The organism is Pinisolibacter sp. DMC19 (genome assembly GCF_056313985.1).
Genome location: NZ_JBQUZF010000003.1, coordinates 140232 through 163142 on the forward strand (window position 1 = coordinate 140232; position 22911 = coordinate 163142).

21 protein-coding genes are annotated in these 22911 nt (G+C 70.3%); 9 read left to right on the forward strand and 12 right to left on the reverse strand.

The features are described 5' to 3' along the window. Positions 1–7: 7 nt before the first annotated feature. The 3 genes from ACT53U_RS08830 to ACT53U_RS08840 form a co-directional block, all read right to left on the reverse strand. Positions 8–2374: a TonB-dependent receptor gene (locus ACT53U_RS08830; protein WP_476154242.1), complete on the reverse strand. Its 2367-nt coding sequence runs from the start codon at positions 2372–2374 to the stop codon at positions 8–10. 409 nt (positions 2375–2783) lie between these two features. After that, entirely contained in the window at positions 2784–2945 is a 162-nt protein-coding gene (gene hemP / locus ACT53U_RS08835; protein WP_476154244.1) for a hemin uptake protein HemP, read from the reverse strand. Positions 2946–3295: 350 nt separating this feature from the next. Further along, the gene (locus ACT53U_RS08840) at positions 3296–3775 is read right to left on the reverse strand and encodes a MarR family winged helix-turn-helix transcriptional regulator (protein ID WP_476154246.1); all 480 of its coding nucleotides are present in this window, start codon (positions 3773–3775) and stop codon (positions 3296–3298) included. A 224-nt stretch (positions 3776–3999) separates the two neighbouring features. On the opposite strand from ACT53U_RS08840, the gene ACT53U_RS08845 reads away from it, so the two are divergent. Continuing rightward, positions 4000–4431 carry an organic hydroperoxide resistance protein gene (locus tag ACT53U_RS08845; protein WP_476154248.1) on the forward strand — a complete coding sequence of 144 codons (432 nt, stop codon included), beginning with the start codon at positions 4000–4002 and terminating at the stop codon, positions 4429–4431. A 40-nt stretch (positions 4432–4471) separates the two neighbouring features. Here ACT53U_RS08845 and ACT53U_RS08850 read toward each other — a convergent pair whose 3' ends face one another. Next, the gene (locus ACT53U_RS08850) at positions 4472–5566 is read right to left on the reverse strand and encodes an AraC family transcriptional regulator (protein ID WP_476154250.1); all 1095 of its coding nucleotides are present in this window, start codon (positions 5564–5566) and stop codon (positions 4472–4474) included. Positions 5567–5658: 92 nt separating this feature from the next. Between ACT53U_RS08850 and ACT53U_RS08855 the strand changes: the two genes are divergently transcribed. The 5 genes from ACT53U_RS08855 (at position 5659) to ACT53U_RS08875 (ending at position 11901) form a co-directional block, all read left to right on the forward strand. Continuing rightward, the gene (locus ACT53U_RS08855; RefSeq protein WP_476154252.1) at positions 5659–7335 is read left to right on the forward strand and encodes an AMP-binding protein; all 1677 of its coding nucleotides are present in this window, start codon (positions 5659–5661) and stop codon (positions 7333–7335) included. Positions 7336–7651: 316 nt separating this feature from the next. Further along, positions 7652–8419, forward strand: coding sequence for an SDR family NAD(P)-dependent oxidoreductase (locus tag ACT53U_RS08860; protein ID WP_476154254.1), 768 nt, complete (start codon positions 7652–7654; stop codon positions 8417–8419). A 26-nt stretch (positions 8420–8445) separates the two neighbouring features. Further along, on the forward strand, positions 8446–9636 hold the full coding sequence (locus tag ACT53U_RS08865; RefSeq protein ID WP_476154256.1) for an acetyl-CoA C-acetyltransferase: 1191 nt from the start codon (positions 8446–8448) through the stop codon (positions 9634–9636). A 20-nt stretch (positions 9637–9656) separates the two neighbouring features. Further along, complete coding sequence (locus tag ACT53U_RS08870) at positions 9657–10787, forward strand: acyl-CoA dehydrogenase family protein (protein WP_476154258.1); 1131 nt, start codon at positions 9657–9659, stop codon at positions 10785–10787. A 13-nt stretch (positions 10788–10800) separates the two neighbouring features. Beyond that, positions 10801–11901 carry a CaiB/BaiF CoA transferase family protein gene (locus ACT53U_RS08875; RefSeq protein WP_476154260.1) on the forward strand — a complete coding sequence of 367 codons (1101 nt, stop codon included), beginning with the start codon at positions 10801–10803 and terminating at the stop codon, positions 11899–11901. Between the two features lie 66 nt (positions 11902–11967). Here the strand turns inward: ACT53U_RS08875 and ACT53U_RS08880 are convergent, their stop codons facing one another. Next, positions 11968–12216, reverse strand: coding sequence for a hypothetical protein (locus ACT53U_RS08880; RefSeq protein WP_476154261.1), 249 nt, complete (start codon positions 12214–12216; stop codon positions 11968–11970). A gap of 252 nt (positions 12217–12468) precedes the next feature. On the opposite strand from ACT53U_RS08880, the gene ACT53U_RS08885 reads away from it, so the two are divergent. Together ACT53U_RS08885 and cowN are read left to right on the forward strand one after the other, a co-directional pair. Continuing rightward, positions 12469–13203 (forward strand): LytTR family DNA-binding domain-containing protein, encoded by a 735-nt coding sequence (locus ACT53U_RS08885; protein ID WP_476154263.1) that lies wholly within the window; start codon positions 12469–12471, stop codon positions 13201–13203. 116 nt (positions 13204–13319) lie between these two features. Continuing rightward, positions 13320–13628: a N(2)-fixation sustaining protein CowN gene (gene cowN, locus ACT53U_RS08890; protein ID WP_476154265.1), complete on the forward strand. Its 309-nt coding sequence runs from the start codon at positions 13320–13322 to the stop codon at positions 13626–13628. 18 nt (positions 13629–13646) lie between these two features. On the opposite strand, the gene eda is transcribed toward cowN, so the two are convergent. From eda to ACT53U_RS08910, 4 genes are all read right to left on the reverse strand, one after another. Then, a complete protein-coding gene (gene eda, locus ACT53U_RS08895) occupies positions 13647–14282 on the reverse strand; it encodes a bifunctional 4-hydroxy-2-oxoglutarate aldolase/2-dehydro-3-deoxy-phosphogluconate aldolase (protein WP_476154266.1) in 636 nt (211 codons plus the stop codon). A gap of 77 nt (positions 14283–14359) precedes the next feature. Continuing rightward, positions 14360–16180 carry a phosphogluconate dehydratase gene (gene edd / locus ACT53U_RS08900; protein WP_476154267.1) on the reverse strand — a complete coding sequence of 607 codons (1821 nt, stop codon included), beginning with the start codon at positions 16178–16180 and terminating at the stop codon, positions 14360–14362. After that, complete coding sequence (locus ACT53U_RS08905; RefSeq protein WP_476154269.1) at positions 16177–16674, reverse strand: gluconokinase; 498 nt, start codon at positions 16672–16674, stop codon at positions 16177–16179. Before ACT53U_RS08905 ends, edd begins: the two co-directional genes overlap by 4 nt. 10 nt (positions 16675–16684) lie before the next feature. After that, the gene (locus ACT53U_RS08910) at positions 16685–18049 is read right to left on the reverse strand and encodes a GntP family permease (RefSeq protein ID WP_476154271.1); all 1365 of its coding nucleotides are present in this window, start codon (positions 18047–18049) and stop codon (positions 16685–16687) included. A 297-nt stretch (positions 18050–18346) separates the two neighbouring features. Here ACT53U_RS08910 and ACT53U_RS08915 point away from each other — a divergent pair, with 297 nt between their 5' ends. Then, positions 18347–19195 (forward strand): MurR/RpiR family transcriptional regulator, encoded by an 849-nt coding sequence (locus ACT53U_RS08915; protein ID WP_476154273.1) that lies wholly within the window; start codon positions 18347–18349, stop codon positions 19193–19195. 78 nt (positions 19196–19273) lie between these two features. Here ACT53U_RS08915 and pyk read toward each other — a convergent pair whose 3' ends face one another. The 3 genes from pyk to ACT53U_RS08930 all read right to left on the reverse strand — a co-directional run bounded on the left by pyk (position 19274) and on the right by ACT53U_RS08930 (position 22910). Next, positions 19274–20683 (reverse strand): pyruvate kinase, encoded by a 1410-nt coding sequence (pyk, locus tag ACT53U_RS08920; RefSeq protein WP_476154275.1) that lies wholly within the window; start codon positions 20681–20683, stop codon positions 19274–19276. A 182-nt stretch (positions 20684–20865) separates the two neighbouring features. Then, positions 20866–21609 (reverse strand): TfuA-like protein, encoded by a 744-nt coding sequence (locus tag ACT53U_RS08925; protein ID WP_476154277.1) that lies wholly within the window; start codon positions 21607–21609, stop codon positions 20866–20868. Continuing rightward, on the reverse strand, positions 21606–22910 hold the full coding sequence (locus ACT53U_RS08930) for a YcaO-like family protein (RefSeq protein WP_476154279.1): 1305 nt from the start codon (positions 22908–22910) through the stop codon (positions 21606–21608). Before ACT53U_RS08930 ends, ACT53U_RS08925 begins: the two co-directional genes overlap by 4 nt. Position 22911: the final 1 nt, after the last annotated feature.

Here is a 22911-nt window from a genome sequence, read left to right on the forward strand (position 1 = left end):
GGGGCGCTCAATATTTGACGTTGAGCGACAGATAGGCGGCACGACCCGGCGCGATGTGGGCGTATTGCGCCGCGTTCTCGTAGGGCGTCTCGTAGAGCACCGTGTCGAAGACGTTGTTGACGTTGGCCTTGAGCAGGATGTTCGGGCGGATCTTCCACTCCGCCATCAGGTCGAAGCGCCAGCCGCCCGGCACCGACCACGCCGCCTCCGCCAGCGTTCCGCCGTAGACCGCGCTCTTGTAGGTGGCGCCGCCGCCGACGGAGACGCCGTCGAAGATCTCGTACTTGGAGAGCACGTTGAAGGTCTGGTGGGCGTTGCGGCCGAGCCGCTTGCCGACGTTCGACGGGTTCGCCGACCTGGTCACTTCCGAGTTCATGAAGACCGCACCGCCGAAGATCGACCAGCGCTCCGTGACGTTGCCGGCGACGTTGAACTCGACGCCCTGGACCGTGTAGGCGCCGGAACTCGCCCAGCGACCGGAGACGGATTCGCGCGCGTTGTCCTTGTCGGTGCGAAAGAGCGCGGCGGTGGCGAGCAGCTTCTTGTCGAAGAACTGCCACTTGGTGCCGATCTCATAGGAACGGTTGAGCTCCGGCGGCAGCACCGAGGTCGCCGCGTCGATGCCGCCGTAGGAGGCCGACGACACGTCGAGTTCGGCGCCGATCGGGTTCGACGAGGTGCCGAAGGCGGCATAGACGTTGGCGTTCGACCAGAACTGCCAGGTGAGGCCGGCGTTCCAGTTGAGCAGCGTGTCGTGCCGCGAGATCGTGCCGTCGCGATCGACCGAATAGTCGTCGATGCGGGCGCCGAGATCGAGCTTCCAGCGGTCGGTCAGGTCGATCGCATCCGAGAGATAGAGGCTGCGCGTGTCGATCGCCACGACGCCCTGCCGGGTCACCGGATAACCGATCGCCGGGACGATGCCCGAGAAGTCGACGGTGTTGACGTTGCCGTAGGAGAACTGGTTGATGCCTTCCGTCCGGCCGGCGCAGGTCGTCGTCACGCCGGTCGAGCCGATGGTGCAGCCGACCGTGCCCATGAAGAGATGCTCGCGCGAGATCTCGGTGCCGGCGACCACGGTGTGCTTCATGCCGAAGGCGTCGAAGGTCACCTTGAGATCGTTGGTCATCGCGACCGACTCGTTCTCGCGATAGGAGGTCGCGGTCGACGAGTTGCCGGCGAGCGTCGTGGCGTTGGTCGAGCCGGGCTTGGCGACCACCAGCGAATATTCCGAGGTCGCGGCGCGCAGACGGTTGGTCCATAGCACGCTGTCGGAGATCTGCACCTCGGTCTTGGCCGAGACGATGTCCTGACGGTTCTTCAGCCAGTCACGGTCGGGCAGGCCGAAATAGGTGTCCCGGTTCACGCCGAGCTCGGTCACCGGCTTGTTGGTGCCGGCCATGAAGGGCACGCCGTAGTCCGGCAGCTGGTCGATGTCGAGGTGATACCAGTCGATCGTCGTCTTGAACGTGTCGTTCGGCCGGATGGTCGCGGCGATCAGGCCGCCCCAGCGATCGTCGCGACCGTACTTGCGGCCGGCGACCTCCGCCTTCTGCCACATGCCGTTCGCGCGGATGGCGAAGGCGTCGGAGATCTTCTTGTTGACGTCGACCTCGACGCGCCGGGTCTGATCGGTGCCGACCGTCGTCGTCGCCTCGTAGTGGTCGGCGAAGAACGGCTTCTTGGTCTCGACGTTGACGGCGCCGCCGGCGGTGCCGCGGCCGGCGACGGTCGCCGAGGGAGCCTTGAGGATCTCCATCTGCTCGGTGGCGAAGTTCTCGCGCACCGCCACGCCGGCGTCGCGCTGGCCGTCGACGAAGACGTCGTTGCGGGCGTCGAAGCCGCGGATGAAGATACGGTCGCCGAAGGGATTGCCGCCCTCGCCCGACCCCAGCGTGATGCCGGCGGTGGTGCGGACCAGTTCGCGGAACGAGGTCGCCGCCTTGTCCTCCATCACCTCCTTGGGGATGGCGACGATGGTGCGCGGCGTCTCGGCGATCGGCCGGACCAACTTGGAGTTGGTCGAGGTGTTGATCTTCCAGGGCGCGCCCGGCTCGGCATTGGGATTGCTGCCACCGGCGCCCGCCACCGGGATCGGCGCCGGAGCGGCCGGCGTCGGCGCCGCGGCCTGTGGCGCGGCCGGTGCCGGACGGGTGGTGGCGGCCCGCTTCTTCGACGGCGCCTTCTTCGTCTCCTTCGACGCCTCGACGGTCAGGGCCGGCAGTTCCTGCGGCGCGCTCTGCGCCTGCGCGCCGCCGGCGATCGCCACCATCGTGGCGACGGCGACCGGTACCGCGATCTCGGGTCGCGAGACGGCGCGCGGCGCCGCCAGCCGCGCCCTCAGGGACGCGGGAGAAAGAACGGTGTTGCTCATGATTGCGATGCAGCCCCCCAAAGGCGCGAGCACGTGGCTCGCCGTCCATGGGTCGGGCGGCACGAGGCACCCGACCCTTCGATCGATCGGAGGCGGAGGCGCGACAACGGGCTCCGCCGACGATGCTCGATCTTGGGTGGCTGGACGGACCGTCCTTTGGGCTGCCTGGTCGAGTGATAGTAATGATAATCAGTCGCAAATACATGTCAAGCGACTCTTCGCACTTGCGAATTCGACCGGTCGGTCAAGGCACGCCGCCCCTGCCGGCGGAGACCTCCGGTCGACGTCGAGGAAGCGCGTCGAGGCCGTGTGCGATGCATCGAGGAGGTCCGCCCGGCAAGGAGGCGCCTTCCTCTCGTCTCGCCCGACCGACCTCTCGACCGGCCTGCGAGGCCGCGACCGCGCGACCTCACTTGGTGAGGATCAGGCGGTTCTGCGCGGTGATCCGCAAGCGGTAGAGCTGTTCGTCGTGGCGGATCAGCGCCTCACGGCCCGTCCCGACCAGTTTTTCGATCGGCCAGACCGGCGGTGCGGTGCGGCGTTCGTCTTCGGTGTCCGGTGGTGCCTGCATGCCCCCCTCCTCGTGCGACGCAACGAGCGGCCCCCCGGCCGTCCCCGTGCATGATCTCGTGAGCAATATTGCAAATGCGACTGACTCGCAATAGTTCGAGACGCATGGCAGGGGGAGAGGGCGACCGTTTCGTCGGGGACGGGGACGGGGAGGGGGGCGTGTAGCGGCTCGGCGGGGCTGGGGAGGAGACGTGTGGGCGCGCGGCGTGCAGAGAGGGGGCACGAAGCGGGCGGTCCGGCGGCGCGAACGGAGTTGTGCCATGTGGTCCGGCGTGTGACCGCCGTATCCCCGTATCCCCGTATCCCGGCCGGACACGTGACCTCGGCCTTCGACCGCCTTCCGCGCCCGGCTCAGGCCGTCTCCGTCGCCCGCTCGAGATTGGCGCGCAGGCGGCGCATGTCGCCGGCGATGCGTTCGATCTCCTCGAGGCTCATGCCCGTCGCCTCGACGATGCAGCGCATCACCTCGCCGCGGGCCTCCGCGAGGGCGCGGCCCTTGTCGGAGAGCGACACCAGCACGCGGCGTTCGTCCTCGACCGCCCGGCGGCGCACCACCAGATCCATCGCCTCGAGCCGCTTCAGGAGTGGCGTCAGCGTGTTGGTGTCGAGCGACAGCCGCTCGCCGAGCCGGCCGACGCCGACGCCGTCCTCCTCCCACAGCGCCACCATGACGAGATACTGCGGATAGGTCAGCCCCAGGCGCTCCAGCGGCCGCTTGTAGGCGCGGTTGAAGGCCAGCCCCGTCGCATAGACGGCGAAGCAGAGGAAGTCGTCGAGACCCGGCAGGCGGGCGCAGGCGGCGTCGGTGGCGGAAACGGTGCGTTCGGTCATGGCTTCAATATAAATCGCACGCGATATGATCGCAAGCTTGACATCTCGTCGCGGCAGGTCTATCTCGGATAAATATCGTGCGCGATAAAATCGCTGACGATGGAAATCGAAACCGACGACGGGACACGCGAGCGTGACGTCGTCGCCCCTTGTCCCCGCCCGCATCCGTTCGACATCGGACGGGCGGGCACCCGAACCGATCCCGACGAAAGAGGAGAAGACCCATGTCCGTCGATGCGAAGTACACCACCACGGCCACGGCGAGCGGCGGCGGCCGCGACGGCAGGACGGTGCTGGCCGACGGCACGCTGGCCTTCGATCTGGTGGTGCCGAAGGAACTCGGCGGCCCCGGCGGCGACGGCGCCAACCCGGAGAAGCTCTTCGCGCTGGGCTATTCCGCCTGCTTCCTCGGCGCGCTCCGCGTCGGCGCGCAGCAGCTGAAGACCAAGCTGCCGGAAGGCACCACGGTCACCGCCACCATCGGCATCGGCCCGCGCTCGGAAGGCGGCTTCGGCATCACCGCCGCGCTCGACGTGCTTCTCCCCGGCATGCCGGCGGACGAGGCGGCGAAGCTGGTCGAGGTGACGCACGGCATCTGCCCCTATTCCAACGCCATCCGCGCCTCGGTGCCGGTGCCGACCACCACCCGCGGCTGATCGGCGCCCGCCGAACGCCCGACGTCTCCCCCCGGACGTCTCACCCCGGCGCCCGCCCCGCGACCTCGCGGCGGAAGGCGCCGGGGCTCTTGCCCGTCCACTTGCGGAAGGCGCGGTGGAAGGCGCTCGGCTCGGCGAAGCCCAGATCGCCGGCGATCTCGACGACGCCGCGGCCCGTCGTCGTCAGCGCCGCGATCGCCCGTTCGCGGCGAATGTCGTCGCGCACCGTGTTCCAGCTCTGCCCCTCCTGCCGCAGCCGATGGCGCAGCGTCGACGGCGACATCCGCATCGCCCGCGCCGTCGCCTCGAAATCCGGCCAGGCGCTCGGCGGCAGCGCGCGCAGCTTCGCCCGGACCTGGGCGACCACGCCGGCGTCGTAGCGATAGCGCACCAGCAGATTGGCGGGCGCGGCGCGCAGGAACTGTTTCAGCGCCTTCTCCGACCGATCGATCGGCAGCGCCAGATGCCGCGCGTCGAAGGCGATGCGGCTCACCGGTCGGCCGAAGTCGACCGGCGCGCCGAAGAACTGGCGATAGTCGGCGACGCCCGCCGGCTCGGCGCAGCGGAAGTCGACGAGCCGCAGCGGAATGCGCCGCCCGACCAGCCAGCACAGGATGCCGTGCAGCACGATCCAGAAGGTGCGATAGGCGAAGGCGCTCCGCGCGCTGCCGGCGTCGTGCAGGATCACCTGCGCCAGCCCGTCGGCGACGACGAGCTCGCCGCGCGGATCCTCGAGCAGCACGGCGAGGAAGCGGAGAGCCCGCCGCAGCGCCCGCTCCAGCGTCCCGGTGTCGCGCAGGGCGTGGCACAGCATGACGAAACTGCCCGGCCGCATCGGCCGCGCGCCGAGGCCGAAGAACTCGTCGTCCATGGCGGCGGCGAGCGCCAGCCACATCCGTCCATAGGCCTCCGCCGACACCGGCTCGACGACGTCGGGCGGCAGCCCGGCTGCGGCGAGAACCGGCGCGGTCGGCAGGCCCTTGCGTCTGAGGGCTTCCAGCGCCTCCTCGACGAAGCTCGGCCGGATCATCCGCCGTTCGGTATTCTCGGACATCTTCGCCCCCGCGGCGCCGTCTCGCGCGGCGCTTTCCGCGACATGGTAAAACCGCCGACGAAATCTCGCCAGTCGGGTCATCGACGGCCATGTCGTCCGGGTGTTCGATCACCACGACGACGGGTGCACGCACGCAAGAAGACGCGGCGCTCGTCCGGAGGAGATGCCCCATCATGAGCCCGACCGATCGACGCCCGGAATCCGTCTCGACCCGCCCCGACTACGCCACGTTCCACGCCGCCTTCCGCCCCGAGGATGTGGCGAAGACGCTTGCCGGCGACCTCGAGACCGGCATCAACGTCTGCGTCGAATGTTGTGACTCGCATGCATCCGGTGGCGCCGTCGCCCTCGTTTGGGAAGGCGCCCGCGGCGAGCGCGAGACGCTGACCTTCGCCGACCTCGCCGACCGTGCCGCCCGCTTCGCCAATGTCCTTTCCGCCCACGGCGTGAAGGCGGGTGACGTCGTCGCCGGCATGCTGCCGCGCTGCCCGGAACTGCTCGTCACCATTCTGGCGACGTGGCGGGTCGGCGGTGTCTACCAGCCGCTCTTCACCGCCTTCGGCCCCAAGGCGATCGAGCATCGCCTTCAGACCTCGGGCGCGAATTTCGTCGTCACCGACCCGACCAACCGGCCGAAGCTCGACGACGTCGCGGTGAAGCCGGTGATCGCCGTGGTGGCGCGCCCAGCCCGCGGCGAGAGCGTCACCGATGGCGATCTCGACTTCACCGCAGCGCTCGCCGCCGCCGCGCCGAGCTTCGCGCCCGTCATGCGCAAGGGCACCGACGCCTTCCTGATGATGTCGACCTCCGGCACCACGGGCCTGCCCAAGGGCGTGCCGGTGCCGATCCGCGCACTGCTCGGCTTCCGCGTCTACATGGAACAGGCGGTCGACCTGCGCCCCTCCGACCGCTTCTGGAACATCGCCGATCCGGGTTGGGCCTATGGTCTCTACTATGCCGTCACCGGCCCGCTGATGCTGGGCCACGCGACGACCTTCTACGAAGGCGGTTTCACCGCCGAGAGCACCTACAGGATCATCCGCGAGCACGGCATCACCAATCTCGCCGGCTCGCCGACCGCCTATCGCCTGCTGATGGCGGCGGGCGACGAGGCGGCGGCCTCGATCAAGGGGCAGTTGCGCGTCGTCTCCTCGGCCGGCGAGCCGTTGAACCCGGAAGTCATCCGCTGGTTCGACACCGCGCTCGCCGCGCCGATCGCCGATCACTACGGCCAGACCGAGCTCGGCATGGTGGTCAACAACCACCACGGCCTCGCCCACGACGTCCGCGCCGGGTCCGCCGGCTTCTCGATGCCCGGCCATCGCGTCCGGGTGATCGACATCGACGGCACCGAGCTACCGCCCAACATGCCGGGCGAACTGGCGGTCGACGTGACCGCCTCGCCGCTCTTCTGGTTCGGCGGCTATCTGAACCAGGAGACCCCGTCGCTCGGACCGAAGTGGTATCGCACCGGCGACGTCGCCGAACTCGAGCCCTCCGGCCACATCTCCTTCGTCGGCCGCAACGACGACGTCATCACCTCGTCGGGTTACCGCATCGGTCCCTTCGACGTCGAGAGCGCGCTGATCGAGCACCCGGCGGTGATCGAGGCGGCGGTGGTCGGCAAGCCCGACCCGGAGCGCACCGAGATCGTCAAGGCCTTCGTCGTGCTGAAGCCGGGCGTCTCCGGTGGCGACGACCTCGCCGAGGAACTGCGCGTCCACGTCCGCAAGCGGCTGTCGGCACATGCCTATCCGCGCGAGATCCAGTTCATGGAGCAACTGCCCAAGACCCCGTCCGGCAAGCTCCAGCGCTTCGTGCTCCGCGCGATGGACAAGCCGGCGGCGTGAGCCAAACGGGGCGAGGCCTCTCTTTTCCCTCCCCCCTCGAGGGGGAGGGTCAGGGAGGGGGGCTCACCCGAGGCCTTCGTGCAGGTCCTTCATCCTGAGGTGCGAGCAACGCGAGCCTCGAAGGGCGAAGGGCCGGGAGACGAGCGCTTCAGAGGGAACGAACCCGACGGATCGTGCCCATCGCCCCTTCGCCCTTCGAGGCCCGGCTGCGCCGGGCACCTCAGGATGAAGGGGCTCCATCGAAAGACCGCCTGTTGGGCGGCGAACGAAACAATACCCGCGCGCCGAGGGGCCGCGCCCTGAGAAAGGACGATCGATGCAGATCGCAGATCGAGTCTTCGTGGTCACCGGTGCCGGCTCCGGCCTCGGCGCGGCGGTGGCGAAGCGGCTGGTGGCCGACGGCGCCCGCGTGCTCATCGCCGACGTCAATGCGGAAGCGGGTGAACGCGTCGCCGCCGAACTCGGCGCCGCCGCGCGCTTCCAGCGGACCGACGTGACCTCGGCCGCCGACGGCGAGGCCGCGGTTGCCGCAGCGCTTTCCGCCTTCGGCCGGCTCGACGGGCTCGTCAATTGCGCCGGCGTCGCGCCGGGCGAGAAGGTCGTCGGCCGCAACGGACCGCACGGGCTCGACAGCTTCGCCCGCGCCGTGACGATCAACCTGATCGGCACCTTCAACATGCTGCGCCTCGTCGTCGACGCCGTGTCGAAGCAGCCGGCCGACGACGAGGGCCGCCGCGGCGTCATCGTCAACACCGCCTCGATCGCCGCCTTCGACGGCCAGATCGGTCAGGCCGCCTATGCCGCCTCCAAGGCGGGCGTCGCCGGTCTCACCCTGCCGGTCGCCCGCGAACTGGCGCGTTCCGGCATCCGCTGCGTGACGATCGCCCCCGGCATCTTCGCCACGCCGATGATGGCCGGCATGCCGCAGGAGGTGCAGGACAGCCTCGGCGCCGGCGTGCCCTTCCCGTCGCGGCTCGGCCGCCCCGACGAGTTCGCCGCTCTGGTCGCCCACATCATCGAGAACGACATGCTCAACGGCGAGGTCATTCGCCTCGACGGCGCGCTGCGCATGGCGCCGCGCTGAATAAGCAAGAACGAGGAGGAAGCCCCATGTCGAACCACGATCCGATCGTCGTCGTCTCCGCCGCCCGCACGCCGATGGGCGGCTTCCAGGGCGATCTCTCCGACGTCGAGGCGCCGGAACTCGGCGCCACCGCCATCCGCGCCGCGCTGGAGCGGGCGAAGCTCGCGCCCGATGCCGTCGAGGAGATCGTCTTCGGCTGCGTCCTGCCGGCCGGTCTCGGCCAGGCCCCGGCGCGTCAGGCGGCGCTGAAGGCCGGGCTGCCGCTCTCGGCCGGCGCCACCACCGTCAACAAGATGTGCGGCTCGGGCATGAAGGCGACGATGTTCGCCCACGATCTGATCGCGGCGGGCTCGGCCTCGATCGTCGTCGCCGGCGGCATGGAGAGCATGACCAACGCCCCCTACCTCCTCGATCGCGCCCGCGGCGGCTATCGCCTCGGTCATGGACGAGTGCTCGACCACATGTTCCTCGACGGGCTCGAGGACGCCTACGACAAGGGTCGCCTGATGGGCACCTTCGCCGAGGACTGCGCCGAGGCCTATCAGTTCACCCGTGAGGAGCAGGACGCTTACGCCATCGCGTCCCTCACCCGTGCCCAGAAGGCGATCGCAGAAGGTCGCTTCGCCGGCGAGATCGTTCCCGTCACGGTGAAGTCCGGCAAGGTCGAGCGCGTCGTCTCGATCGACGAGCAGCCCGGCAAGGCCCGCCTCGACAAGATCCCGACGCTGAAGCCCGCCTTCCGCGCCGGCGGCACGGTGACGGCGGCGAACTCCTCGTCGATCTCCGACGGTGCCGCGGCGCTGGTGCTGATGCGTGCGTCCGAAGCCGAGAAGCGCGGCCTGACGCCGCTCGCCCGCATCGCCGGCCACGCCACTCATGCGCAGGAACCGTCGAAATTCGCCACCGCGCCGATCGGCGCGATCCGCAAGCTGATGGAAAAGACCGGCTGGCGCAGCGGCGAGGTCGATCTCTTCGAGGTCAACGAGGCCTTCGCGGTCGTCGCCATGGCGGCGATGCGCGATCTCGACCTGCCGCACGACAAGGTCAACGTCAACGGCGGCGCCTGCGCGCTCGGGCACCCGATCGGCGCATCGGGTGCCCGCATTCTGGTGACGCTGATGGCGGCGCTGGCCGAGCGCGGTGCGAAGCGCGGCGTCGCCTCGCTCTGCATCGGCGGCGGCGAGGCGACCGCCGTCGCCGTCGAGTTGATGTTCTGAGCCGACGAAGGAGATCTCCCATGCGTCTCGACGAGACCCGCGCGGCGATCCGCGACATGGCCCGCGACTTCGCCCGCGAACGCCTCGCCCCCACCGCGGCGGCGCGCGATCGCGACCACGCCTTCCCGCGCGACGAACTGCGCGAGATGGGTGCCCTCGGCTTCCTCGGCATGGTGGTGCCGGAGGAATGGGGCGGCTGTGACGTCGGCGCGGTCGCCTATGCCGCGGTGCTCGAAGAGATCGCCGCGGGCGACGGCGCCTGTTCGACCATCCTGTCGGTGCACAATTCGGTCGGCTGCGGCCCGATCGTCAAGTTCGGCACCGAGGCGCAGAAACGCCGCTTCCTGCCGAAACTGGCGTCGGGCGAATGGATCGGCGGCTTCGCCCTGACCGAGCCGCACGCCGGCTCCGACGCCTCGGATCTCAAGACCCGGGCGCGACGCGACGGCGACGCTTACGTCATCGACGGGACGAAGCAGTTCATCACCTCAGGGAAAAACGCGAACCTGATCATCCTCTTCGCCGTCACCGACCCTGCCGCCGGCAAGAAGGGCATCTCGGCCTTCATCGTGCCGACCGACACGCCCGGCTACGAGGTGATCCGGGTCGAGGAGAAGATCGGTCAGCACGCCTCCGACACCTGCCAACTGGCGTTCACGGGGCTGCGCATTCCGGCCGACCTCCGGTTGGGTGCCGAGGGTGAAGGCTACAAGATCGCGCTGGCGAATTTGGAGGGCGGCCGCATCGGCATCGCCGCCCAGGCGGTCGGCATGGCGCGCGCGGCCTTCGAGGCGGCGCGCGACTATGCCCGCGAGCGCCAGACCTTCGGCAAGCCGATCGCCGAGCATCAGGCGGTCGCCTTTCGACTGGCCTCGATGGCGACGGAGATCGAGGCGGCGCGCCAGCTCGTCCTGCATGCGGCGAGCTTGCGGGAAGCCGGCGAACCGTGCCTGACGGAGGCCTGCATGGCCAAGCTCTTCGCCTCGGAAATGGCCGAGCGCGTCGCCTCCGCCGCGATCCAGATCCACGGCGGCGTCGGCTACACCCGCGACTTCCCCGTCGAACGCATCTGGCGCGACGTCCGCGTCTGCCAGATCTACGAGGGCACCAGCGACATACAGCGTCTGGTCATCGCCCGCGCGGTGGCGTGAGGGAGGAAAGCCCATGGGTCCGCTCGACGGTCTGCGCGTGCTGGAATTCGCCGGCCTCGGCCCGGCGCCCTTCGCCTGCATGGTGCTGGCCGATCTCGGCGCCGACGTGCTGCGGATCGACCGGGCCGGCGGCGACAGCCTCCTCGGCCTCGACCGCGACGTGCTCGATCGCGGCCGTCGTTCGCTGGTGCTGGATCTGAAATCGGAAGACGGCCGTCGAACCGCCCGTGATCTCGCAGGCGCCGCCGACGTGCTGGTCGAAGGCTTCCGCCCCGGCGTGATGGAGCGCCTCGGCCTCGGTCCCGAGCCGCTCGCCGCGATCAATCCCCGCCTCGTCTATGCCCGCATGACCGGCTGGGGCCAGACCGGCCCGCTCGCCGACACCGCCGGCCACGACCTCGGCTACATCGCCCTGACCGGAGCGCTGCACGCGATCGGCGGCGCCGAGGCGCCGGTGCCACCCTTGAACCTCGTCGGCGACTTCGGCGGCGGCTCGATGATGCTCGTCACCGGCATTCTCGCCGCGCTCTTCGCCCGCCAGAGCTCGGGTCGCGGTCAAGTGATCGACGCCGCCATCACCGACGGCGCGTCGCTCCTGATGGCGATGATGTACTCGATGAAGGGGGAGGGGAAATGGCGCGACGAACGCGCGTCGAACCTCCTCGACGGCGCGGCGGCGGTCTATCGCACCTATGTCTGTGCCGACGGCCGCCACGTCGCGGTGGCGCCGCTCGAGCGCAAGTTCTTCGTCGACTTCGCCACGCGATTGGGCCTCGATCCGGCGGACTGGCCGAACCATCTCGATCCCGCCGTCTGGCCGCGCCTTCACGCCCGCCTCGCCGCGCTGTTCCTGGCGCGGTCGCGGGACGAATGGTGCGCCGTCTTCGAAGGATCGGACGCCTGCGTCGCCCCGGTCCTGTCGATGGACGAGGCGCCGGAGCATCCGCACAACCGTGCGCGCGGCACCTTCGTCGAGATCGACGGCCGCGTTCAGCCGGCACCGGCGCCGCGCTTCTCCCGCGACGTGCCCGCGCGGCCGCGCTCCGCGCCGCGCCTCGGCGAGGGCGGTGCGGAGGCGCTCGCCGAATGGCTCGGCGAACCTCGCGTTTCGTGACGCACAGACGCGACCGGCCGCGGACGGCCGGTCGCGAGAGTCATCGAAACGGGTCGTGAGGCGGTGTCAGGCCGCCTTCGCGAGAGCGGGCAGGTGGTGCGTCTCGGCGTGGCGCCGGGCCTCGTCGAGGCTCCGGAAGATCGTCGGGCCTTCTGCCGCGATCGATCGTCCACGCTCGTCATACACGGCGATCTCGTAGATCGGCGTGTAGTCGCCCGCGGTGGCGAAACAGATCTCGACGTGCCCTCGGCCGCCGTGGCGGCTCCAGATGCCGGCGTCGATCTGGCGCCAATTGGGTTTCAACAGTGTGTTCATGCTCTCTGTCGCTCCGGAGTTGCCGGATCGTTGCCGGCATGTCGAGTGCCGGAAAGGTCATCATACGACTAAAGTCGGTGAGAAGATATACTCAATCTGCAACTCGGACAGGATCCAGCAAGATGTGGCCATTCGGCATCGGTGGCACGGCGATACCGGGGCACTGCTCGGCGACGACGATCGGGGCTCGACGAACCGGGCCGTCGCGTGGCGTTATGACGATGCGACGACATCGATGACGGGAGCATCGGCGTGACGGAACGGAAGACGGAGCGCGAGCCGCCCTTCGAATATCGGCTGGAACGTCTCGCCGTCGGCGTGGCGGTGCTCGATGCCGGCGGTCGTGTGATCGCCGCCAACGCGGTCGCCGAACGGGCGCTCGCCGTGCGCTCCGGCGAGGTCTTCGGCCGCGACCTGCTCGATCTCCATCCCCCCGCCGCGCGCGAACGCATCCGCCGCCTGATCGACGACGCGCGCGGCGTCGACGGCGAGGCCTCGACCCTGGTCGCGACGCCGATGGGCAACTTCCTCGCCAAGGCATCGCGGCTCGCCTCGGCCGAGGCCAGCGCTTCCGGCTTCGCCCTGCTCTTCGTGCCGCTCGGCTTCACGCTGCCGCCGGCCGAGGCGCGGCCGGAGCCGGTGGGCGCGCCGCTCGCCAAGCTGCCGGTCGAACGCGGCGCCAAGGGGCGGATCGCCCTGGTCGACGTCGATCGCGTCTTCGTCCTCTCCGCCCGCGGCCACTATGCCGAGGCACTGACCGACGAGGGGCGGCTGTTCTGCCCGCGCTCGCTCGCCGACCTCGAGGCGCGGCTCGATCCGGCGCGCTTCTTCCGCGTCCATCGCGGCCATCTGGTCAATCTCGGCCATGTCCGCGCCGTCGAGCGCGTCGACGGCCGCTGGATGCTGACGCTCGACGACGCGGCCCGCACGGGCGTGCCGGTCGGCCGCCGCGTCGTCGCCGAACTCAGGGCACGGTTGGCGGTGTGATGCCGTTCGTGCAACAGGAGTGCCGTTCGTGCGAGGTTCGCGCGGCCCGAGCGGTCGGCGTTGCGCCCTTCGTGCCGGACACGGACCATGTCGGGGCCGAACGAGGGAGGGCGTCCATGACGGCGATCGGGAAGGAAGAGGCGCGGCCGGACCGCTACGTCACGTTCCGCGACATCGACTTCGAGGGCAACATGGCGGTGGTGCTCGGCCACCTGCGCCGCCATCTCGCAGATCCTGCGAAGAACAACCCGTTCTGGCAGCGTTTCGAGGCGCGGCTGGCGACGGCGGAAGCCGGCGCCGCCTCGATCCAGGACCGGCTGCTGCTGCTCCATTCCCACGTCTACTACATGGTCGAGCTCTTCGAGGACCACGACGACGAGGTCGCGCTGGCCGATCTGAAGAAGCTCGAGGAAGAGTGCTTCTGAGGCGAACCGCCGCGCTCTTCAGCGCGGCAGGGCCGCCGCCTCGCGGGCCAGCCGCTCGATGCGGTCCCAGTCGCCGGCCTTGATCGCATCCGCCGGGGCGATCCACGAGCCGCCGACACACGTCACGTTCGGGCTGGCGAGATAGGTCGGCGCCTTGGCGAGATCGATGCCGCCGGTCGGGCAGAAGCGGATCTTCGGCAGCGGCGAGGCGAGCGACTTCAGGTGGCCGGCGCCGCCGACCGATTCGGCCGGGAAGAACTTCAGCCGCTCGTAGCCGCGCTCCAGCATGGCCATCGCCTCGCCGGCGGTGGCGACGCCGGGAAGCAGCGGCACGCCGTGCGCCTCGACCTCGGCGACGAGCTTCGCGGTGGCGCCCGGCGAGACCAGGAAGGTCGCGCCGGCCCGCTTGGCGGCTTCCGCCTGCGCGCCCTCGAGGATGGTGCCGGCGCCGACGACGGCACCCGGCAGGCCGGCGAGCGCGGCGATGCAGTCGAGCGCCCGCGGCGTCCGGAGCGTCACCTCGAGTGCCGGCAGGCCGCCGGCGACCAGCGCCCGGCCGACCGAGACCGCGGTCTCCGGATCGTCGAGGATCAGCACCGGGATGACCGGCGCGAGGGTCATGACGCGATCGATGGCGGCGACGTCCTGGGCCATGAAATGCTCCGTATCGATGGGTCTCGCCCGCTCGGGGGAGAGAGGAGAGGCCCGGCACCGAGGGCGCCGGGCGAAGATCATCCGAGGATGGCGCTCGCCCCTTCCTCGGCCGAGCCGACGGCCCGACGGAAGATGCCGAAGAGGCCGCGCCCGGTGCCGCGAGCATGCGCCGAAAGATCGGCGGTGGCGAGCGGGCGCGCCGCCCACTCTTCCGCCGGAACCAGAACTTCGAGCGTGCCCTTGGTCACGTCGAGACGGACGAGATCACCGTCGCGGACGCGGGCGATCGGCCCGCCGTCGGCGGCTTCCGGCGAGACGTGGATGGCGGCGGGCACCTTGCCGGAGGCGCCGGACATGCGGCCGTCGGTGACCAGCGCCACCTTGCGGCCCTTGTCCTGCAGCACGCCGAGCGGCGGCGTCAGCTTGTGGAGTTCCGGCATGCCGATCGCCTTGGGCCCCTGGAAGCGGACGATCGCGACGAAGTCGCCGTCGTCGAGCGCCCCGGCCTTGAAGGCGGCGAGGAGCTCTTCCTGCGAATGGAAGACCTTCGCCGGCGCCTCGACCACCAGATGGGCGTCGCCCACGGCGGACGATTTGACGATCGCCCGGCCGAGATTGCCGGTGACCAGTTCGAGACCGCCGGTCGGGCGGAAGGGCTCGGCCGCCGGCCGCACCACGCCCGGATCGCGCGTCGTCGGCGTCGTCTCGGCGAAGACCAGCCCGCCGGCCTCGTCGAGCTTCGGCGTCAGGGCGTAGGGCGCGAGCCCCTCGCCCATGACGGTCGTCACGTCGGGGTGCAGCAGGCCGGCGCCGATGAGTTCGCGCACCAGGAAGGGGATGCCGCCGGCATCGCGGAAGCCGTTCACGTCGGCCTGACCGTTGGGATAGGCGCGCACCAGCAGAGGCACCACCGCGGAGATCGCCGCGAAGTCGTCCCAGTCGATGGTGAGGCCGGCGGCCCGCGCCATGGCGATCAGATGGATCGTCAGGTTGGTCGATCCGCCGGTGGCGCAGAGCCCGACCATGCCGTTGACGAAGACACGGGCGTCGAGCATCTCGCCGATCGGCAGTTTCGCGCCCGGCCGGGCGATCTCGATGGCACGGGAGACGGCGGCGCGGGTCAGCGCGTCGCGCAGCGGCGTGTCCGGGGCGACGAAGGCCGAGCCCGGCAGCATCAGGCCCATGATCTCCATGAGCATCTGGTTGGTGTTGGCGGTGCCGTAGAAGGTGCAGGTGCCGGCCGAATGATAGGACTTCGATTCGGCGTCGAGCAGATCCGCCTCGGTCGCCTTGCCGGCCGCGAAGGCCTGGCGCACCGCGTTCTTCTCGGCATTGGTCATGCCCGATCCCATCGGCCCGGAGGGCACGAAGACCGTCGGCAGATGGCCGAAGGAGAGCGCGCCCATGACGAGGCCGGGCACGATCTTGTCGCAGATGCCGAGCATCAGGCTCGCGTCGAACATGTCGTGCGACAGGGCGATGGCGGTCGACTGGGCGATGACGTCGCGCGAGAAGAGCGACAGTTCCATGCCGGCGCGGCCCTGCGTGACGCCGTCGCACATGGCGGGCGCCCCGCCGGCGACCTCCGCCACCGCGCCGAGGCGGAAGGCCTCGTCGCGGATCAGTGCCGGATAGCGCTCGTAGGGCCGATGCGCCGACAGCATGTCGTTGTAGGTGGTGACGATCGCGAGGTTCGGCGCGTCTGCCGCCACCAGCCGGTCCTTCTCGGAGGACGGACAGGCGGCGAAGCCGTGCGCGAGGTTCGAGCACGGCAGTCGCCGCCGCGCCGGGCGGTCGGCCGCCGCCGCGCGGATCTCGTCGAGATAGGCGGATCGAGCGTCGCGGGAGCGACGCTCGATCCGTTCGGTGACGGCGGAGATGGCGTCGCGAACGCTCATGCCGCCGCTCCTTCGCTCGGGAGACGGCCGAGGATGTCGGTGACGATCTCCTCCGGCGTGCCGCCGATGTCGACGGTGAGCGCGTCCTTCGGCTCCTCCAGCGTGGCGAACTGGCTGTCGAGCAGCGCCGGGTTCATGTAGTGACCCTGCCGCGCCCGAAGCCGCGGCCCGATCACTTCCGGCGAGCCCTTGAGGTAGACGAAGACGACGTCACCCTTCGGCGACAGCACCTCGCGATAGACCTCGCGCAGCGCCGAGCAGGCGAAGACGTGGCTCTTGCCCTCGGCCTGCCAGCCCTCCATGGCGGCGCGCAGGGCGCGCAGCCAGGGCCAGCGATCGTCGTCGGTCAGCGGGATGCCGGCCCGCATCTTCTCGACGTTCTCCACCGGGTGGAACCCGTCGGCGTCGGAGAAGCCGCAGCCGAGCGTCTCGGCGAGCTTCTCGCCGATCGTGGTCTTGCCCGAGCCGCAGACGCCCATCAGCACGATGATCATGGATCTATCCTCAGACGATGGTGGACAGGAGGAGCGTCAGGCCGAAGGCCGCGAGCGCCAGGATGGTCTCGAGCGCGGTCCAGGTCTTGAGCGTCTGCTCCACCGACATGTTGAAGTATTCCTTGATCAACCAGAAGCCCGAGTCGTTGACGTGGCTGAGGATGATCGAGCCGGCGCCGGTGGCGAGCACCAGCAGTTCCGGCCGCACGGCACCCGCACTCGCGGCCGCCGCGATCGGGGCGACGATGCCCGCGGCGGTGGTCAGTGCGACCGTGGCCGAGCCGGTGGCGACGCGGATCACCGCGGCGACGACGAAGGCCAGGACCAGCAGCGGAACGTGCAGCTGCACCGCGAGATCGGCGATCGCCTTGCCGACGCCGCTGTCGAGCAGCACCCGGTTGAAGCCGCCGCCGGCGCCGATGACCAACAGGATGGTGGCGGTGGGGGCGAGGCAGTCGGTGGTGAAGGCGAGGATCTTCTCGCGGTCGAAGCCGCGATGGAAGCCGAAGGTCCAGAACGCCACGACGAGCGCGATCAGCAGCGAGATCACCGGGTTGCCGATGAAGTCGAGGATCTGGCGCGAAGGCGTACCGGCGGCGAGCGTCAGGTCGGCGATCGACGAGCCGATCATCAGGAAGACCGGCAGCATGATGGTGAGGACCGAGGTCGCAAAGCTCGGCAGATCCTCGCGGGTGCCGGTCGCCGACAGGGTCTCGGCCAGCGGATTGTGATCCGGCAGGATGATCCTCGGGGAGATCCACTTGCCGTAGATCGGGCCGGCGAGGGCTGCGGCCGGAAGGCCGACGAGCACGGCATAGATGATGGTCAGGCCGACGTCCGCCTTGAAGGCGCCGACGGCGAGCATGGCGGCGGGATGCGGCGGCACCAGACCGTGGACGATCGACAGACCCGCGACCAGCGGCACGCCGAGCATGATCAGCGAGGTGCCGGTGCGCTTGGCGATGGCGAAGACCAGCGGCACCAGCAGCACGAAGCCGACCTGGAAGAACACCGGCATACCGACGATGAAGGCGACGAACATGATCGCCCAATGGACGCGCTTCTCGCCGAAGACGCCGATCAGCGTCAGCGCGATGCGTTCGGCGCCGCCCGATTCGGCGAGCAGCTTGCCGAGCATGGTGCCGAGCGCCACGACGACGGCGATGAAGCCGAGCACGCCGCCGACGCCGGACTGGAACGAGCCGACGACCTTGTCGAGCGGCATGCCGGCGGCGACGCCCATGGCGAGCGACACGATCACCAGCGTGACGAAGGGATTGACCTTGTAGCGCGCGATCATGACGACCAGCGCGACGATGGCGAGAAGGGCATAGAGCAGGAGCTGGGGTCCCGCGACGGCGGCTGCGGATGGCATGATGTCCTCCATGATCTCGGCGCCCTCTCTCGGGGCTTGCCGATATCCCGTGTCCCTGACATGGGATGGAGCGCGTGATCGACCAGCGGCGCTGCCCATGTAGGTTTACTACACAACTACGCCGAAAGTCGATCGCCACAAGCGGATTTTTCCGTATGCGACCGAATTTCCCGCCCGTTTCGGAGGCGATCGTGTATAAGAACTACATGGCTGGTCGGGCGCCGTCGCAGGGTCGCCGCGCCCCCGCGCCCCCGCGCCCGCGGATCGGTGCCCGACCCGTCACCCGAGGAGACGCCCGTGATCGCCGATCCTTCCTTCCTCGTCCGACTCGAGGCCGCGCGTGAGGCGATGCGCCCGTCGGAGCAGAAACTCGCCGACCTCGTCCTCGCCGCGCCCGACGCCGCGGTCGAATGGACCATGGACGAGATCGCCGCCCGCGCGGAGGTCAGCGCCCCGACCGTCGTGCGCTTCTGCAACGCCGTCGGCTGCAAGGGTTTCCGCGACTTCAAGCTGCGGCTGGCCCGTGACCGCGGTCAGGCGGTCCATTTCGCCCACCCCGACGTCGACCCGGACGACACCTCCGACGTGGTGGCGCGCAAGATCGTCGACGGGGCGATCGCCGCCCTGGTCGAGGTCCGCCGACACCTGCCGGCCGAGGCGGTCACGACGGCCGCGCGCATCCTGGCCGCGGCGCGGCGGATCGAGTTCTACGGCTCGGGCAATTCCGGCATCGTCGCGCAGGACATCCAGCACAAGTTCTTCCGCCTCGGCATGCCGACCGTCGCCTATACCGATCCCCACGTCTTCTGCATGTCGGCGCTGACGCTTCGTCCCGGCGACGCCGTGGTGGCGATCTCCAACTCCGGCCGCACCTCCGACGTGCTCGAAGCCGCGCGCGAGGCACGCGCCGCCGGCGCCGACGTCATCGCCATCACCCGCGACGGCTCGCCGCTCGCCGACCTCGCCAGCGTCACCATCGCCGTCGCCGTGTCGGAGGATTCGGAGGTCTACGCGCCGATGGCCTCGCGCCTCGCCCATCTGGTGATCGGCGACATGCTGACCGTGGCCGTCGCCCTGCTCGAGGGCGACATCGCCCGCCTGCAGCTCGAGCGGACGAAACAGGCGGTGCGCCGGCGCCGGCCCTGAGCGCGGAACATCGCGGGTTCGGACATGGAAACGGCGGCCTCTCGGCCGCCGTTCTCGTGTTCGCGAGGGTCGCGCCGCTCAGACTTCGGCGACGCGCAGATTGTTGGTGGTGCCCGGCGCATCGGGACGGCCGGAGACCACGACGATCGGCTGGCCGGCGGTGGCGAAGCCGAGGGTCTTGGCGACGCGGCAGGCGCGGTCGACCATCTCCTGCACGCTCGTCGCCGAGCCCGACAGCACCGAATGCACCCCCCACATCAGCGTCAGCCGGCGCGACACCGCTTCCGACGGCGTCATGGCCAGGATCGGCAGAGCCGGACGCTTGCGGGCGATGCGGCCGGCGGTGTTGCCCGAGGCGGTATAGGCGACGATCGCCGGCGAACGGATCGCCTCGGCGAGATCGGCGGCGGCGGCGGCGACCGCGTGCGGCGGGGTGTCCTCCTCCGGCGGCTGCGTCGCGGTGACGATCGAGCGGTAGAGCGAGTGGCTCTCGGTAGCGCGGATGATGCGGTCCATCATCGACACCGTCTCGACCGGCCACTGACCGGTCGCCGATTCGGCCGACAGCATGACGGCATCGGCGCCGTCGTAGATGGCGGTGGCGACGTCGGAGGCCTCGGCGCGGGTGGGCGTCGGCGAGGCGACCATCGAATCGAGCATCTGGGTCGCCACGATCACCGGCGTCACGGCGCGGCGGCAGGCGCGCACCAGTTCCTTCTGGCGGCCGGGGACGTCCTCGTGCGGGATCTCGACGCCGAGATCGCCGCGCGCCACCATGATCGCGTCGGAGAGGCGGATGATGTCGTCGAGATGCTCGAGCGCCTGCGGCTTCTCGATCTTGGCGACGAGACCGGCGCGCCGATCGATCAACGCCTTGGCCTCGATCACGTCGGCCGGCTTCTGCACGAAGGACAGCGCCACCCAGTCGACGCCGAGCTCGAGCCCGAAGGCGAGGTCGGCGCGGTCCTTCTCGGTCAGCGGCGACAGGTCGAGCATGGTGCCGGGCAGGTTGACGCCCTTGCGGTCGGAGATCGTGCCGCCGACGATCACCTCCGCCTCGATCACCGCGGCCTCGAGCGCGGTGACGCGGACGCGGACGCGGCCGTCGTCGATCAGCAGGTCGTGGCCCGGTGCGACGGCGGCGAAGATCTCGGGATGCGGCAGCGGAATGGCGTCCGGTCCGCCCTCGGTGGTGCCGAGCACGAAGCGCAGCCGGTCGCCGGCCTTGGTCTCGAAACGGCCGCCGGCGATCTTGCCGACGCGGATCTTCGGACCCTGGAGGTCCTGCAGGATGCCGATCGGGCTGCCGACCTCGGCCTCGAGCGCCCGGATGGCGCGGAAGACCTTCTCGTGATCGGCGTGGGAGCCGTGCGAGAAGTTGAGGCGGAAGGTGTCGACGCCGGCCAGATGCAGCTTCTTCAGCATCTCGGGAGAAGACGAGGCGGGACCGACGGTGGCGACGATCTTGGCGCGGCGGTGGCGGCGCATGGGGCGGGCATCCTTCGTTGCGGGGCGGACGGAAAAGACTCGTGCCAGCCATATACGACGAAAGTATGAATAAATCGAGTTTCAAAGGGCCGCAGGCCGTCCGGCGGGGTGTTTTCGCCTCGTGGGGGCGAGGAGTATGCAGCGGTGGCGGCGCTCGACGATGTCCCGCACCGAGGCCGATCTCACGCCGCCCCGGCCGCCGCCCGTGCCCTGGCCGTGAACTGCAGCCAGCGATGCGGCAGCGCCAGCGTCCAGTCGGCCGGCGCCGCGCCGCGACGGGCCGGCAGCTCGGCCATCGCCGCGACCAGCTCCAGCGCGTCGAGCCGCTTCCGGTCGACCCGGGCCGCGACCAGCAGGTCGGCGATCCGCCGGCCCTCGGCCGCATCGTCGCTCGCCGCCGCCGCGACCGCGCCCATCGACAGGTCGGCGAAGTGGATGCGTCGCGCCGCCTCGGTCAGGCGGGCATGGGTCGCGGCGTCGATCGCCCCGGCCTCGACGAGCGCGTCGAGCGTCGCCTCGACGTTCACTCGCGGCTCGGAGAGTGGAAGGTGCTCCATCTCGTCGGGGCCGTGGACCTGCGCCACGTCGCTGTCGTCGAACCGGGCGCCCGAGGCATAGCTCTCGTAGACCCGGCCGATGCCGATCATGCCGAAGGCGGCGCATTCGGCCGCGCGCAAGGCCCCGAGACTGCCGGCGCCGAGCACCGTGCAGCCGAGCGACAGCGCGTGCAGGATCTCCTTGTGCCAGGGGGCTGCGACGTCGTCGAAACGGCCGTCGACGAGGCCGATCACCGTCGCGCCCTCCTCGACCGCGGCGAAGATGTCACCCTGGCGGGCCGGCGGGCGGCAGACGAGATCGGGTGCCGCCTCGATCCGCCCGTCGCGGACGAGGCCGTGCAGGGTCGGGCCGGAAAAGAGGATCTTCATGCCACCGTCTCCGGAACCTTCGCCGCCCCTGCCGCCTTGGCCGCGGCGATCCGCGCCGACAGCGCAGCCGAGAGTGCCCGACGTCCGAAACGCACGCGGCGTTCGCCCGGCGGGTTCTCGAGCCCGGGCGCGATCACCTTGACGACCGCATGGCCCTGCGACCCGTCGGCGAGCACCGCCACCGTCACGTCGCCGACGCCGCGTTCGGCCATGTGGGCGATCATCTCGGGCAGATAGGCGTCGCGCGCCAGCCGCCGCCCGGTCGCCCGCGCGGCACCCGCACGCGGCTCGGCGCGGACGTAAGGCAGCAGCGCCCGGTTGATGCCGGCGCCGTAGATCTCGGGGGCGAAGTCGTCGCGCGCTCCGGCGATCGAGGTCAGGCGCGACTGCGCCGCCTCCGTCACCGCACGGATCGCGGCGCGCACCGGATCGGGATGACAGCCGCTGCCGGAGGCGAGGTCGAAGTGCTTCCACTTGTCCTCGTGGCCGCTCGGGGGACGCGACAGGATCGCCATGTGGGTCGGCAGGCCGAGGTCGGACGTCGTGTCGAACAGGCGGATCCGCATGTCGGCCGCCTCGATCCGGTCGACGAGACCGTCGAGGACCGGATCGCCGAGCTCGCGCGGATCGAAACAGGCGGCGGCGACGTCGGCGTCGCCCTTGAGCGACCAGAGCACCAGCGCGTCGCGCTCGATCCGCTCGCACAGACCGTGGAAGGTCGCCTCCCAGACGGTGTTGCCCGAGGCCAGACCGTCGGTCGACTGCCACCAGCGATTGGGGGTCGTCGCGTCGTCGAGGCGGATCGCCTCGAGCGGCACCAGCCGCGTGCCGGCGCCGGTGAGATCGTGGGTCTCGAACCAGGCGATCGGCTCGTCGGCGGCGGGCGGCGTCGCGCCGTGCAGCAAGAGGGTCTCGAGCGTGTCGAAGGCGCGGCCCTCGGCGGCGAGTTCGGCCGTCGTGGCGATCCGGCTGGGCACGGTCGCCTGCTCGGCGGTCGCGACCTCCACCGCCTCCATCAGCGCCGAGGCACGGGCGGCGGCGTCGGAGACGCCCTTGCCCTGGCACAGCGCCAGGCTCTTGGAGTTGGGTCGCATCGCCGCCCAGACCGGGATGCCGATGCGGTCGAGACCGGTGACCGCGGCGAGCCGCGTCAGGCCGAACTCGGCGGCGCGCGGCCACATCAGGGCGACGGTCTCTTCCGGATCGCGGGCCCGGTCCAGGTAGTCGGAGGGAAAGCCGCGCGCGCCGACGGCGAAGATCGAGGCGATCTCGGGCGCGCCGGCGCGCGCGGGGGTCGTCATG

What these genes read in the sequence shown, in the direction of transcription:
- ACT53U_RS08830 (WP_476154242.1), bottom strand. Translation starts at nt 2,374, where the DNA reads ATGAGCAACACCGTTCTTTCTCCCGCGTCCCTGAGGGCGCGGCTGGCG.
- hemP (WP_476154244.1), bottom strand. Translation starts at nt 2,945, where the DNA reads ATGCAGGCACCACCGGACACCGAAGACGAACGCCGCACCGCACCGCCG.
- ACT53U_RS08840 (WP_476154246.1), bottom strand. Translation starts at nt 3,775, where the DNA reads ATGACCGAACGCACCGTTTCCGCCACCGACGCCGCCTGCGCCCGCCTG.
- ACT53U_RS08845 (WP_476154248.1), top strand. Translation starts at nt 4,000, where the DNA reads ATGTCCGTCGATGCGAAGTACACCACCACGGCCACGGCGAGCGGCGGC.
- ACT53U_RS08850 (WP_476154250.1), bottom strand. Translation starts at nt 5,566, where the DNA reads ATGACCCGACTGGCGAGATTTCGTCGGCGGTTTTACCATGTCGCGGAA.
- ACT53U_RS08855 (WP_476154252.1), top strand. Translation starts at nt 5,659, where the DNA reads ATGAGCCCGACCGATCGACGCCCGGAATCCGTCTCGACCCGCCCCGAC.
- ACT53U_RS08860 (WP_476154254.1), top strand. Translation starts at nt 7,652, where the DNA reads ATGCAGATCGCAGATCGAGTCTTCGTGGTCACCGGTGCCGGCTCCGGC.
- ACT53U_RS08865 (WP_476154256.1), top strand. Translation starts at nt 8,446, where the DNA reads ATGTCGAACCACGATCCGATCGTCGTCGTCTCCGCCGCCCGCACGCCG.
- ACT53U_RS08870 (WP_476154258.1), top strand. Translation starts at nt 9,657, where the DNA reads ATGCGTCTCGACGAGACCCGCGCGGCGATCCGCGACATGGCCCGCGAC.
- ACT53U_RS08875 (WP_476154260.1), top strand. Translation starts at nt 10,801, where the DNA reads ATGGGTCCGCTCGACGGTCTGCGCGTGCTGGAATTCGCCGGCCTCGGC.
- ACT53U_RS08880 (WP_476154261.1), bottom strand. Translation starts at nt 12,216, where the DNA reads ATGAACACACTGTTGAAACCCAATTGGCGCCAGATCGACGCCGGCATC.
- cowN (WP_476154265.1), top strand. Translation starts at nt 13,320, where the DNA reads ATGACGGCGATCGGGAAGGAAGAGGCGCGGCCGGACCGCTACGTCACG.
- eda (WP_476154266.1), bottom strand. Translation starts at nt 14,282, where the DNA reads ATGGCCCAGGACGTCGCCGCCATCGATCGCGTCATGACCCTCGCGCCG.
- edd (WP_476154267.1), bottom strand. Translation starts at nt 16,180, where the DNA reads ATGAGCGTTCGCGACGCCATCTCCGCCGTCACCGAACGGATCGAGCGT.
- ACT53U_RS08905 (WP_476154269.1), bottom strand. Translation starts at nt 16,674, where the DNA reads ATGATCATCGTGCTGATGGGCGTCTGCGGCTCGGGCAAGACCACGATC.
- ACT53U_RS08910 (WP_476154271.1), bottom strand. Translation starts at nt 18,049, where the DNA reads ATGCCATCCGCAGCCGCCGTCGCGGGACCCCAGCTCCTGCTCTATGCC.
- pyk (WP_476154275.1), bottom strand. Translation starts at nt 20,683, where the DNA reads ATGCGCCGCCACCGCCGCGCCAAGATCGTCGCCACCGTCGGTCCCGCC.
- ACT53U_RS08925 (WP_476154277.1), bottom strand. Translation starts at nt 21,609, where the DNA reads ATGAAGATCCTCTTTTCCGGCCCGACCCTGCACGGCCTCGTCCGCGAC.
- ACT53U_RS08930 (WP_476154279.1), bottom strand. Translation starts at nt 22,910, where the DNA reads ATGACGACCCCCGCGCGCGCCGGCGCGCCCGAGATCGCCTCGATCTTC.